Genomic DNA, 14,018 nt, shown 5'->3' on the forward strand with positions numbered 1-14,018 from the left:
TTTAGAACCATTAAAGATAATTATGAAGACAATCACAATGCCTCCGGCCTTCTTCACCGTTAACCGGGAAAGACTTTCACATGCTCTGAAACCAAGGTCACTTGCGATTTTTCATGCCAACGATGAAATGAACCGGACCGCCGACCAGGATTTCCCATATCGCCAGGACTCCGATCTCTTCTACCTGACGGGGATTAACCAGGAAAAGACGGCATTGCTGATTGCACCCGACTATCCTGATGAATCGATGCGTGAGATTCTGATTATCCGCAGAGCCAATCCTAAACTTGAAACCTGGGAAGGTCATAAATACACTGTTGAAGAGGCCAGGGCGATTTCAGGTATAAAAACCGTTTACTATGCCGATGAATATGACTCAGTGCTGGCACCCATGATGATGTTCAATTACAACATTTACCTTAACCTGCCTGAATTACACAAGATCATTCCGGAATTGCCCAACAGGAACCTCAGGTTTTCATACGACATACAACGCCGGTTTCCCGCCCACCATTATGAAAGACTTGCTCCGATCATGCGCGATCTGAGAACCATGAAATCGGAAGCTGAGATAACCATGATTAAGGAGGCCTGTGCCATCACACGCGATGCGTTTCAAAGAGTGCTTAAAACCGTGAAACCCGGCATGACGGAATATGAAGTGGAGGCCGAGATTACTTATGAATTTGTCAGGAAAGGCGGACGACATGCTTACCAGCCTATCATTGGTTCGGGTATCAACGGCTGTTCACTTCATTACCTATACAACAACAGCACCTGCAACGACGGTGATTTGCTGCTGATGGATTTCGGTGCCGAATATGCGAACTATGCCGCAGATTGCACAAGGACAATACCCGTAAACGGAAAATTCACAGCCCGGCAGAAGGATCTCTATAAATCGGTTCTTGATGTATTCCGGTATGCCTGTTCCCTGATGAGGCCGGGAAATACAATAAACAATATGCATGCTGATGTATGCCGAAGGTTCAGTCTTGAACATGTGAGAGTTGGCCTTTATACAGCCGAAGAATTAAAAAATGAACCCCGGGAAAAACCCTTGTACCAGAAATATTACATGCACGGAACTTCCCATTTTCTTGGATTGGATGTCCATGATGTAGGAGGTAAAGATGCAGAATTCCGACCCGGCATGATTCTGACCTGTGAACCCGGCATTTATCTTCCTGAAGAAAAGACGGGTATCCGGATTGAAAGCAACATCCTGATTACACGCGACGGTAATCTCGACCTGATGAAGGATATCCCGGTTGAACCTGATGAAATAGAAAAACTGATGGCCTCCAGGTGATCAGCCTATATCTTCAATATTTTTTGCTATCGGCGTTCCAATCACTTTATTGCCCTGGCTGGTGACCACTACATTATCTTCGATGCGGACAGCGCTGAAACCAATGTATTTTGAAACCTCCCTGTAGTCGATGAAATCACGGTAACGCCCTTCGCTGTGCCATTTTTCAATGAGGGGTTCTATAAAATAAATGCCCGGCTCAACTGTAATCACATTCCCTTCAACAAGCCGTTTGGCCATCCTGAGGTATGCTGTACCAAATTGTTCCGACCGTTTGAACTCCTCATCATAACCGACAAAATTTTCACCGATATCTTCCATGTCATGCACATCAAGGCCGATCATATGCCCGAGCCCGTGGGGGAAAAACAAGGCATGAGCCCCGTGTTGCACGGAATCCTCAATACTTCCTTTCATCAATCCGAGTTCTTTCAGTCCCTTTGCAATTACAAGAGCGGCCGAACGATGAACTTCTGAATAGGGTACTCCGGGCTTGATTGCTTCAATGGCAGCCAGCTGCGCATCCAGCACAATTTTATATATTTCTTTTTGCTGGTTGGTGAATTTTCCATTAACCGGGTAAGTTCTTGTAATGTCCGTTGCATACCTCATCGGTGATTCGACGCCGGCATCCATTAAAAGCAGCTGGCCTTTTTTAAGTTCATTGTGGTATGAGTGATTATGCAACGTCTGGCCGTTAACCGTGCAAATAACGGGATAGGCCATCCGGCAATGATGCTTAAGGGCAAAACCTTCAAAGGTCCCCTGGATCTGGTATTCATAAGTTCCCGGCTTAATCAGTCCCCTGATTTCATCATAACCGGGAGCAGTAACCTCACTCATTGTCTTTTCCATATCCTCAAGTTCCCAGGAATCTTTAACTGACCGCTGAGAAACAACAGCCTTTATCAGAGCCTGTGATGCATTCCTGTCGACCTCTTCGTATTTGAGATTATCATAATAGGCGAGCTGTAGCCTTCTTTGTTCGCGGTAGGGAGGAAGATAATGTACCTCTCTTGAATGGGCTATTACCCTGAAAACATCCCCATCAAGCCTTTCAAGCGGTTTCACTTTGGTAACCCCGGCTTTCAGGGCTTTATCCTGCAATGGCTCAAGGCGGCCCACCCAAATGATATCTTCAAGAGTGGGGTCACTTCCGTAAAGCATTTCAATCCCGGTTTCACAGTCGATCATACCCGCAACACCCGGCTGATCGATTCCGAAATAATACAGGAATGAACTGTCCTGCCTGAACGGGTAATTATTGTCTGCATAATTCATGGCAACTTCTTTATTGCCAAGAAATAAAATAACTCCTTTACCGACAAGTTCTCTTAATCGCTTTCTACGTTGGATATATACTTCAGCAGGAAACATGGTTTTTATATATTGGTCTGCTTATAAAATTATAACCTATTTTCTTCTAAAACCAATAAAAACGTCATAAAAAACATTCTCATCACAACCGGGAATGTTAAATTTCGTATACAATTCTGACCCTAATTTTAATTTTTTCTATGCCGTACCGCCGCCTTCCCAATACCGATCTGGCCAGACTGAGAGCACTGAGGATTGCCTATGAAAAGGGAAAGGAATTGCCTCCTTTTAAACTGGCGTTTACACAGGCGAGTTATCAACGGGTAATTTCGGTGCTGCATTCATTTGAGAAAACTGTACAGGAAAGCCGCCAGGCATTCAACATACAGGTTCAGAAAAGCAAGGATTATGCACGCCTTCTGAAAAAAACAAAACTATACCTTTCCCATTTCATACAGGTTGTCAATATGGCCATAGCACGTGGCGATCTTTCGGCGTCGGACAGGGATTATTTTGGATTCGGCCGCGATCAGAGCAGGGTGCCATCTTTCGGCAGCGAAGGTGAAGTGATAAAATGGGGACAAAAGATAATTGAAGGGGAAACCCAACGGATCTCGAAAGGTCTGACTCAGGTAACCAACCCGACAATGGCGGTTGTAAAAGTTCGCTACGAAGATTTTCTTGAAGCTCACCGACACCAGAAGATCCTTCAGAAAAATCTGCAGCGCAGCCAGGAAAAACTTGTCGAACAGCGTAAAATGATCGATTCAATTATTGCAGCTGTCTGGAACGAAGTAGAGGAACATTATAAAGATCTGCCGGATGACGCCAAAAGAAACAGTGCTAAAATCTATGGTGTGGTCTATTTCTTCAGGAAAAGTGAACAGGCAGAAAAGCAGGGATCAGCTGTCTGATGGCGACTGCCCTTTCTCACGAAGGTAAATCATACCGATACAGGCAAACGTAATTAAAGCACTCAGGTAGAATAAGAGGTTGTTGTCCGTTCCTGCTTTATCCATCATGGTTTCTCCCATGGGTTCAGTTGAAAAGTGATAGTACAACACGGCCAGCCCGTTATTTACAAGATGTCCCATTACAGGCACCCATATAGAACCGCTCCATACAAGAAGGTATCCGAAAAACATCCCAAGTAAAAAACGCGGTACAAAACCGTAAAACTGGAAATGAATAAAGCTGAACAGGAAAGCAGTGAGAAATACACCCCAGTGTGCATTGCGTGTCCATTCACTCAATAGCCGCTGAATTACCCCCCTGAAAAGAAATTCCTCTCCGATTGCCGGAATAATGGCAATCATAAGAAAATTCACGGCCAGCACCATAGTACTGTTGCTTATAAGAAAAAGTTCAGTCAGTTCGGATGCCTTCTCTTCCATCGATTTCATAAACTTTTCTGCCCAATCCATGCTCTCCGGCAGATCCATCTGCATATTCAACGCGGCGATCCTGTTCAGAAAAGGAATGGCGACGGAAACCGTTACGAACACAAGGAGTAACGTGACAACTGAAGCTTTCCGGTTTGCCCTAATATAATTGAAGGCACGGATATCAAAAAGCCAGCCTGCAATGATAGCGGGAACTACAAACAGGAAAACTGACTGGAAAATCTGGAAGTATTTCATTACTCCTATTGTGCTTTGCTGAGGATTACTGATTATTCCCGCCAGGTTCATGAAACTGGTGTGGAATAACGGCACGGCAATAACCAGGGCAAGCAGAGAGCCAAAAAGGGCACAAACCAACACAAGGAACACCAGCAATATGATCTTTGCCGGTGGCGACATGTTAATGAAATTGATTTTAAACTGCTGTACAGATGAATTCATCATTTGAACTTTGCCTGTAAAAGTACTAAAAAGTTCTTGGTATCTTTGCCGTTTTCAGAAGCCTTGATAACAATAGGAAATACAACACTGCCCGATAAGGCCTTACTGCTGGCGCCCATGGAAGATGTGACTGATCCCTCCTTCAGGTTCATATGCAAACACTTTGGTGCCGACATGGTATATACCGAATTCATTGCTTCAGACGGGCTGATAAGGGACGCGCAGAAAAGCGTAAAGAAGCTTGAAATAACCGATGACGAGAGACCTGTTGGTATACAGTTGTACGGCCACATCATTGAAAGTATGGTGGAAGCGGCCCGGATTGCGGAAGAAGCCAAACCTGATTTGATTGATATCAATTATGGCTGCCCCGTCCGGAAGATTGCCAATCGCGGAGCAGGTGCCGGTATGTTGTGCAATATTCCGCTTATGGTTGAAATGACAAAAGCCATTGTGGACGCCGTTAAGCTGCCGGTTACGGTTAAAACGCGTTTAGGCTGGGATGAAAACAGCAAAACAATTGTGGATATTGCCGAACGATTGCAGGATGTTGGAATAAAGGCTCTTACTATACACGGCAGAACAAGGGCACAATTGTATAAAGGCAGTGCTGACTGGACCCTTATTGGTGACGTAAAAAAAAATCCCCGTATGAAAATCCCGATTATTGGCAATGGCGATATCACCAGTGCCGAAGCTGCTGAGCAAGCTTTTAATACATACGGCGTGGACGGGATTATGATTGGGCGTGCAACAGTTGGCCGGCCCTGGATATTCAAAGAAATTAAAGACTTCATTACAAGGGGAGAAATCATGCCTCCGCTTACATTAAGGGAAAAAGTTGACCTGGCACGTTTACAGTTTCACAAATCGCTTGAGGTGAAAGGCATTCCAAGAGGCATTTTTGAGATGAGAAGACATTTTACCAACTATTTCAAAGGTCTTCCTGATTTTAAGGAAATTCGTATGAAGCTGGTAACCACACTGGATACGGATGAAATCGAAAGGCTTCTCTACCTGATTGTGGCTACTTATCCGCAGTATTAGCCGGATTTTTCAGAGGATAATCAATCGTATAATGCAAGCCGCGGCTTTCTTTCCGTTGCTGTGCCGCTTTGATGATAAGGTAGCCGGCATTGATCATATTCCTCAATTCACACAACTTTTGCGAAAGCTTTGATGTGGCAAATAATTCCTCTGTTTCATTGAAGATAATCCATAGCCTGTCCATGGCACGTTTCAGCCTTATATTCGAGCGCACAATACCCACGTAATAGCTGAAGATCTGCTGAACTTCTTTAAAATTCTGGGTGATAAGAACCATTTCCTCGGTATGTGTGGTTCCTTCATCATTCCAGTCGGGTATATTTTCCTGAATACTGTACTGTTTAAAACTATTCAGGGCTTGACGGGCAGCCTTGTCAGCATAAACCATGGCCTCGAGCAGGGAATTGCTTGCCAACCGGTTTGCGCCATGCAGGCCGGTCGACGAGCATTCACCAGCTGCATACAGCCGCTGAATGGAGCTGCAACCGTTCATATCCACCCTTATACCGCCACACAGGAAATGAGCGGCAGGAACAACAGGTATCATCTGGGTGCGGATATCGATGCCGAGCGACATGCACTTTTCAAATATATTCGGGAAGCTGTTTTTCACATCTTCACCGTCGAGGTGCGTGCAATCAAGGAATACATACTCATCCCCGCTTGTTTTCATTTCGTTGTCGATTGCCCTTGATACGATGTCGCGTGGTGCAAGCGATCCTCTTATATCATATCGGGGCATGAAATCTTCACCTTTGTGATTACGGAGTATAGCCCCGTGACCACGCAAAGCTTCAGTAATCAGAAAATTGGGCCGCTCACCCGGGTTATAAAGAGCAGTGGGATGAAGCTGCACAAATTCCATATTGTCAATAATGCCCTTGGCTCTGTAAACCATGGCAATGCCATCAGCTGTAGCAATCAGGGGGTTTGTTGTAATATGGTAAAGGTTACCGATTCCGCCGGTTGCCATAAGCGTAACCCTGGCCAGGAACTTATGGATTGTACCTTCATTCAGATCGAGTACATAGGCGCCATAGCATTCAATATCGGAGAAATAGCGCTTCACCAGCTTTCCCATATGATGCTGGGTAATGATATCAATGGCAAAAAAGTGTTCAAAAACATCAATGTTGGGATGCTTTTTAACCTTGTCGCTTAAAGCGCTCTGTATTTCAAAACCCGTATTGTCCTTGTGATGGAAAATCCTGTATTCTGAGTGGCCTCCTTCCCTTGCCAGGTTATATTTCCCTGTATTCTCACGGTCAAATTCAGTACCCCATTGTATCAGCTTCTTGATCTGCTCAGGTCCTTCCCTGACTACCATTTCAACCACTTTGCGGTTGCAAAGGCCGTCACCGGCAATCAGCGTATCATTGATGTGCTTGTCGAAATTGTCAATTTCACTTGTAACCGCTGCAATTCCGCCCTGGGCGTAACTTGTATTGGTATCTGAAAATGATGACTTTGTGACAACAGCCACTTTCCCGTGTTCTGCCACCTGCAATGCATAGGCCAACCCCGCGAGTCCCGAGCCAATTACAAGAAAATCATATTGATGTTCCATCTTATGAAATTTTCAACGTGGTACAAAATTAGCAGAATTTACTATAACTGACCATTCATTGTTTCGCTATGTGTTATAGGCTGAACCGGTTTAATTTGAAATTTTCAATTACATTTGCCGCTATAATATTAAATATACCACAATGATTCAGGAAGATCTCTTCAGGAAAATTATTGCCCACAGTAAGGAATACGGTTTCATCTTTCCATCGAGCGAAATTTATGACGGACTTGGTGCCGTATATGATTACGGTCAGAACGGAGTGGAACTGAAGAATAATATCCGAAGGTACTGGTGGGAAGCCATGGTCAAGCTGAATGAAAACATTGTGGGTATAGACTCGGCAATCTTCATGCATCCCAAGATCTGGGAAGCCTCCGGACATGTGGCTGCATTTAATGATCCTCTTATTGATAACAAGGATTCAAAGAAGAGATACCGTGCTGATCAGCTCATTGAGGAACATCTGCAGAAGATCGAAGATAAAATTCAGAAAGAGGTTGAAAAAGCTGCCCAGAAATTCGGGGCTTCATTTGATGAAGGAAAATTCAGAACTACGAATCCCAGGGTTCTTGAAAACCAGGAAAAATATGATGCCGTCCGTTCAAGGTATATTAAAGCCCTTGAAACAGACGATCTGAAAGAGATTTACCAGATCATCCTTGATGCGGAAATTGTTTGCCCTGTTTCGGGCACAAAAAACTGGACTGAGGTAAGGAAGTTCAACCTGATGTTCAGTACACAGGTGGGTTCTGTAAGTGAAGAAGCCAACACCATTTACCTGAGGCCTGAAACAGCCCAGGGTATATTTGTGAATTTTCTGAACGTTCAGAAGACAGGACGTATGAAAATTCCGTTCGGTATTGCCCAAACCGGTAAGGCGTTCCGTAATGAGATCGTAGCCCGCCAGTTCATTTTGCGCATGCGCGAATTTGAACAAATGGAAATGCAGTTTTTCATCAAGCCGGGTACAGAAATGGAATGGTATGAATTCTGGAAACAAAAGAGAATGAATTGGCATAAAAACCTGGGCATGGGCGATCAAAAATACAGGTTCCACGATCATGATAAGCTGGCCCATTACGCCAATGCCGCATGCGATATCGAATTTGATTTCCCGATAGGATTTAAAGAAGTGGAGGGTATACATTCCCGTACCAATTTTGACCTGGGTAACCATGAAAAGTTTTCGGGCAAGAAAATTCAGTATTTCGACGGCGAAGCCAACGAATCCTACACCCCGTACGTTATTGAAACTTCAATCGGCCTCGACAGGATGTTCTTTACTGTTCTTTCCAATGCCTATACCGAAGAAAAAGTGGAATGGGAAGGAAGTGCAAAAGAAGAACGCGTTGTGCTGAAACTGCCCCCTGCTCTTGCTCCTATACAGCTTGCCATTTTTCCTTTAACCAAAAAGGATGGACTTCCTGAAAAGGCAAGAGAAATCATGGATAAGATGAAATTCCAATTCAACTGCCAGTATGAGGAAAAAGACGCCATCGGCAAGCGCTACCGCAGACAGGATGCTATCGGAACTCCGTTCTGCATCACGGTTGACCACGACACACTGAAAGATAATACGGTTACAATCCGCCATCGCGATACATTGCAGCAGGAAAGAGTTGCAATTGACCGCCTGACCGATATCATGGGGGATAAGGTAAGCCTGACGGGACTTCTGAAACAGCTGTAGGTTTTTTAACTTTCGCTATGCGAAGGGTATGTTACCAACGATCACTGCAGATCGTTCGTTATGGTATTGCCTGAATGTTTGTGGAAATTTTTCTTTCCTGCATCTTATTCAAGAATTCAAGCATTAAAATGACATATTCATTTACTAAAAAGAACTGAAAGTCAATTTAAAGCTCCTATTCAGCTACTTTTTATTATATTGCAGTTGAAACCCGGACGATAACCCCACTTAGTTATGGAAACTCTTCTGTTGAATATTTCATTCGTTTCAATTCTTTGATTCCGGAATGAAATTCTATTTGAAAATAATCCTTATAGCAGGAATGGCAGGCGGTACAGTTTTACAGGGCCAGAATCTTGTTCCTAATTATTCGTTTGAAAAAATTTTAGACTTCAGGGGTAAAAATAATTCAGGCTGGCATAAAGTACAATTATCAGATACCCCCGATTACTTTAATACTAACAAAGAGTATCCCGGCCATTCTGCTTTTGAAAAATATTACGGAGGAATCAGACCAAAAAGCGGTGAAGGTTTTATCGGTATTTTCTGTTACAGGTACAATTCTGAAAGACAGATCAGAAATGTAAGGGAATTTGTTCAGACCGGGTTGCTTGAACCGTTGATTGCAGATAGCCTTTACAGAATTGAAATTTCATTGTGTCTTGAACCGGAATCCAATGTAGCCATAAAAAATTTCAGGATTTATTTCACTTCTGATTTATTAACTGATTACAAGGAATACAAATTGCTTACAGTAAAGCCGCAGGTTGAATTTGCGTTTTCTTCCCCTGATTGCCGGAATAGCTGGATAACTTTTTCATCGTTCTATAAATCAACCGGTGATGAGAAATTCATTATGCTTGGTAATTTCAGAAATGATAAAAATACTTCCATCACTAAACTGGCAACACCTAAAAATAAAACATATAAGGAAAAATGGGACCTTGTGAAAGGTGAAAAGGCCTCGTATTATTATATGGATGACATCGTTGTTGAAAAAGTAACGCTTGAAAAAAAGGATACTGTTGTATCTCCCGATAATCCAGCCAATAAGTTATTGACTGACACTATAAGTATAGCTGATATTGCGATTGACTCAGCCGTAATCTTAAAAAACATTTTCTTCGAATTTAATAAAGCCGATTTGCTGCCTGAATCAGAAAGTGAACTTCAGAAATTATACAACCTGTTGACTTCTCATCCATCTGTCCGTATAAGAATTGAAGGCCATACCGATAATTTCGGAGGATATGATTTCAACCTGGATCTGTCAAAAAAAAGGGCGGAATCTGTCGTATTGTATCTTTTAAACCGGGGCATTGCTGCCGACAGAATTGAATCAGCTGGGTACAGTTATGTTTTTCCGATTGCATCAAATGAAACTGCTGAAGGAAGACAAATTAACCGAAGGGTCGCCTTTAAGTTACTTAACAAATGAAATTACAATTAAAAAAGTCCGTTATCCTTTTCCTTGCTATTTTGCTAATTCAAATAGCAGGTACATTTGCACAGGAAAAATCAGTTTATAAACAATACTATTTAACACCTTTTATTGTTAACCCTGCTTTTACAGGATCCAATTATTATCCCGGAGCATTGCTTTCGGTGAGAAGACAATGGGTGGGAATTCCTGAATCACCCGCCACCTATTTTCTGAGTGGTAATTACCGGATTGGATCATATGACTTTTACGACCCTAAAGGATTCGTGAATAAAGGTGCATTAGAATTAAAAGACCGTATGGGTCTTGGAGCAGCACTCTACAATCACAATTATGGTCCTGAAAACCTGTTGGGTGGAAATATCTCCTACGCTTACCATGTTCCATTGAGTTCAAAATATGAGCTTTCTTTTGGAATGTCTGTTATAGCCAATTATCATTCGTTGCGTTCAGATATGTTGAAACCGGACCAGCCGGATGATCCCTATCTTCTGAATGGTAATGATCCGGTTTTCAGAATGAATTTTAATCTTGGAATACTTTTACACAGCAACAACAATTATATTGGTTTTTCCACAGTAAAATTACTACCAGATGCCAATGCTGTAAATGAAACCAATGAGTTTCTGCCTTCCTATTATTTAATGGCAGGCCAAAAAATTAAAATCAACAGAGTTTTGCTGTTTGAACCGTCAATTACTGCAAAGAAATTGGGCGATGAACCAATTTCGGCCGATATTTATGCTAAACTTTATGTAAACAGGCTTCACTGGACAAGCATCAGCTATAGTACAAACGGAAACATAAATATAATAGTGGCTGTGCACGTAATTAAAATGGTTCATGCCGGGTATTCTTATGAATATACCCTTGGTAAGATAGGATCGTTTAACTATGGAACACACAACATATTTCTGGGTATCAATCTCGGACTATTTCAGGTTGAAGGTATCCGAACTTCTATAATACGGAAAATATGAAAATACAAAAGTTCATTATAAGCCTGGTAGGGATTATTATTCTATGTAACCCAATAATTTCCCAAATACCTACTAACGGACTTGTTGGTTTTTATCCCTTTAACGGAAATGCAATCGATGAAAGCGGAAATGGCCATAATGCTTTGGTTTCCGGTCCGGTATTAACCACTGATCGATGCGGTCAGGCTGACAGTGCCTATTATTTTGATGGAATCGATGATTATATGGATCTTATGTCAACCTTTGATTATCCTGAGAGAACAGTAAATCTTTGGTTTTGTGCTGATGTTATTGATGGAATTGAGCGTCATATTTACGTGTCGGATAATCCCTATTTAACCAACGGCTTTTCCCAAATTAAAATAAGAGAACTGGGTGGTCTTAAAGAAATCAGATCATCCACAGGTGTAGCTGGTCCGGTGGCTGAAGCGCATGCAGAGGTAAAAGAATATGAATGGCATATGATTACACTGACAGCCGACAGGGATACAGCACGACATTACCTGGATGGCCAATTTATTGGAAAATTTGCCAATTCAAATTTTACTTCAGTCCGTGGTTATGAATCTGCTTTACTTGGTACAAGCAGAGTTTTTGACAGAAATTATAAAGGTAAAATTGACGATCTGAGAATCTACAACAGGGTGCTTACATATGATGAAATTATTGCACTGTTCAGCCTTCCATGTAATTTTGAAATAACAGGTAATCAAAATTTCTGCCAGGGTGAGAAAGATGTTTTGTTTTCAGTCCCATATATCGCAGATTTAGACTATGAATGGGATTATTCAGGAACAGGAGCAGATTTAACCGCTGATAAAAATTTACTTCAAATTGATTTCTCTGAAAATGCAACCTCTGGAACAGTAAGCGTTTCCGTCCACAGAGCCGGTATACGTATCGATCAGTCTGATCTGGAAATACATGTAAAGGAACTTCCCGGAGATCCCGGGATAATTTCCGGACCTACAGAACTGTGCAAAGATGATGGGCCTTATATCTTTTCAATTCCTGAAATTACAAATGCATTACAGTACGAGTGGAGTTTTACCGGAAATGACGCTGACTTGCTAGTAAATTTAAACTCTCTGACTCTTTATTTGTATGGCAATGCTTCAAGTGGCAGCTTAACAGTATCCGGGATAAATCAATGCGGAGAAAAGACTTCACAGGCACATCCCTTGATTGTGAAGACTTGCGATAATTCTTCGCTGCAGATTAATATCCCCAATTCCTTTTCTCCGAACGGTGATAATGTAAATGATGTATTTTTTATTCGTGGATTAACCGAAGGCACTTCAGTAACAATATTCGACTCCAACGGAAAAACGCTTTACTCGAATGATAATTATGACAATGAATGGACTGGAATTGATACGGACGGCAATGTTCTTCAGAACGGAACATATTGGTATGTTATACAGATTCCGGGGCTTAATACCGTACTGAAAGGATTTGTTTATATCAAAAGATGATCCGTTTGTTTTTCTTAACTTCATTAACTTCACGGAATAATTTTTTCGGAATTGCAAAAAGTCCTTATTATAACTTATTACTGGCCACCAAGCGGAGGATCAGCTGTACTCCGCTGGCTTAAGTTTTCTAAATACCTCTGCCAGTTTGGCTGGGAGCCCGTTATTTATACTCCATCCAATCCCGAGCCACAGGAATATGATGAATCACTTCTTGCAGATATACCGGATCACCTGGAAGTAATCAAAACAAGAATTGTAGAGCCCTATTCCATTTACAAATTCCTTACAGGGAAAAAGAAAAATGAACGGCTTGGTGTAGCGCTGATGAATGAAGGAAGGAAACTGGGAGTTATCGGCCGGGCATCTCTTTGGATACGCAGCAATTTTTTTATTCCTGACCCCAGGATGTTATGGATAAGGCCATCGGTGAATTTCCTGATTAAATACATGCAACAACACCCTGTCAGCGCCGTTGTAACAACAGGGCCACCTCATAGTATGCATCTTATAGGTTATCATCTGAAAAGAAAAACAGGTGTGAAATGGATGGCCGATTTCAGGGATCCCTGGACAAACATTGATTTTTATAAAGAACTATCGCTTACACGCATTGCCGATATGCTGCATCATAAACTGGAGAGAAAAGTGCTTTTCAATGCGGACCGGATAATCACCGTTTCGCCCGGTATGACAGATGAATTCAGGTTAATGGGGTCAAAAAATGTAACAACCATTACAAATGGCTTCGATGAGGGTTCAACCGGTGTACATAATAATATATCTGATAAATTCTCCATTCTGCATTTAGGTTCGATGCCCCGCTCACGAAATCCTGAAAACCTTTGGATGGTTTTGTCAGACCTTATAAAGGCAGATCAGGAGTTCAGTAAACTTCTTGAAATAAGATTGATCGGTAAGGTTGACCATTCAGTGATGGAAAGCCTTGAAAAACATAAATTAAGTTCATTTGTAAGAATGGAATCTTACATCCCTCACAATGCGACACCTCAAATCCTATCCTCCTCCTCTCTTCTCCTGCTATGCATTAACAATACCCCCAATGCAAAGGGAATTCTTACAAATAAATTTTTCGAATATCTTTCGACCAAAAGGCCTATACTGGCTATAGGACCTGAAGACGGTGATGCTGCCTCCATATTAAACGAATCAGGTGCAGGAAAGGCGTTCGGGTACAATGAAATTGTTAAGTTAAAAGAGCACATGGCTGAGTTATTCCGGTTATTTACAACACAGAATTTATCCGTGAATTCGGTTGGAATTGATAAATACTCAAGAAGGATTCTTACAGAACAGCTTTCGATCCTTTTAAACCAAATGTAAA

At 42.1% G+C, this 14,018-nt stretch carries 11 protein-coding genes; 8 read left to right on the top strand and 3 right to left on the bottom strand.

Annotated features, from left to right (window positions below; all coding sequences use genetic code 11):
• The first annotated feature begins 22 nt into the window (after positions 1-22).
• Positions 23-1,312, top strand: coding sequence for an aminopeptidase P N-terminal domain-containing protein (locus tag VK179_10190; protein ID HLO59101.1), 1,290 nt, complete (start codon positions 23-25; stop codon positions 1,310-1,312).
• On the opposite strand, the gene VK179_10195 is transcribed toward VK179_10190, so the two are convergent.
• The gene (locus VK179_10195; protein HLO59102.1) at positions 1,313-2,689 is read right to left on the bottom strand and encodes an aminopeptidase P family protein; all 1,377 of its coding nucleotides are present in this window, start codon (positions 2,687-2,689) and stop codon (positions 1,313-1,315) included.
• 140 nt (positions 2,690-2,829) lie between these two features.
• Here VK179_10195 and VK179_10200 point away from each other — a divergent pair, with 140 nt between their 5' ends.
• Entirely contained in the window at positions 2,830-3,543 is a 714-nt protein-coding gene (locus VK179_10200) for a hypothetical protein (protein ID HLO59103.1), read from the top strand.
• Here VK179_10200 and VK179_10205 read toward each other — a convergent pair.
• Positions 3,532-4,473, bottom strand: coding sequence for a CPBP family intramembrane glutamic endopeptidase (locus VK179_10205; protein HLO59104.1), 942 nt, complete (start codon positions 4,471-4,473; stop codon positions 3,532-3,534). The two genes, VK179_10200 and VK179_10205, sit on opposite strands and share 12 nt — an antisense overlap.
• A 45-nt stretch (positions 4,474-4,518) precedes the next feature.
• Here VK179_10205 and dusB point away from each other — a divergent pair, with 45 nt between their 5' ends.
• Positions 4,519-5,520 (top strand): tRNA dihydrouridine synthase DusB, encoded by a 1,002-nt coding sequence (gene dusB / locus VK179_10210; GenBank protein HLO59105.1) that lies wholly within the window; start codon positions 4,519-4,521, stop codon positions 5,518-5,520.
• Here the strand turns inward: dusB and nadB are convergent.
• The gene (nadB, locus tag VK179_10215) at positions 5,501-7,087 is read right to left on the bottom strand and encodes an L-aspartate oxidase (GenBank protein ID HLO59106.1); all 1,587 of its coding nucleotides are present in this window, start codon (positions 7,085-7,087) and stop codon (positions 5,501-5,503) included. The two genes, dusB and nadB, sit on opposite strands and share 20 nt — an antisense overlap.
• A 142-nt stretch (positions 7,088-7,229) precedes the next feature.
• Between nadB and VK179_10220 the strand changes: the two genes are divergently transcribed.
• The 5 genes from VK179_10220 (at position 7,230) to VK179_10240 (ending at position 14,017) form a co-directional block, all read left to right on the top strand.
• Positions 7,230-8,780 carry a glycine--tRNA ligase gene (locus tag VK179_10220; GenBank protein ID HLO59107.1) on the top strand — a complete coding sequence of 517 codons (1,551 nt, stop codon included), beginning with the start codon at positions 7,230-7,232 and terminating at the stop codon, positions 8,778-8,780.
• A gap of 286 nt (positions 8,781-9,066) precedes the next feature.
• Positions 9,067-10,218: an OmpA family protein gene (locus VK179_10225; GenBank protein HLO59108.1), complete on the top strand. Its 1,152-nt coding sequence runs from the start codon at positions 9,067-9,069 to the stop codon at positions 10,216-10,218.
• Entirely contained in the window at positions 10,215-11,201 is a 987-nt protein-coding gene (locus VK179_10230) for a PorP/SprF family type IX secretion system membrane protein (GenBank protein HLO59109.1), read from the top strand. The genes VK179_10225 and VK179_10230 overlap by 4 nt, the downstream gene beginning before the upstream one ends.
• Positions 11,198-12,676 (top strand): gliding motility-associated C-terminal domain-containing protein, encoded by a 1,479-nt coding sequence (locus VK179_10235; GenBank protein ID HLO59110.1) that lies wholly within the window; start codon positions 11,198-11,200, stop codon positions 12,674-12,676. Before VK179_10230 ends, VK179_10235 begins: the two co-directional genes overlap by 4 nt.
• 51 nt (positions 12,677-12,727) lie before the next feature.
• Entirely contained in the window at positions 12,728-14,017 is a 1,290-nt protein-coding gene (locus tag VK179_10240) for a glycosyltransferase (GenBank protein HLO59111.1), read from the top strand.
• Position 14,018 lies beyond the last annotated feature (1 nt).

Source organism: Bacteroidales bacterium (assembly GCA_035299085.1).
In the GTDB taxonomy this organism is placed as follows: Bacteria; Bacteroidota; Bacteroidia; order Bacteroidales; family UBA10428; genus UBA5072.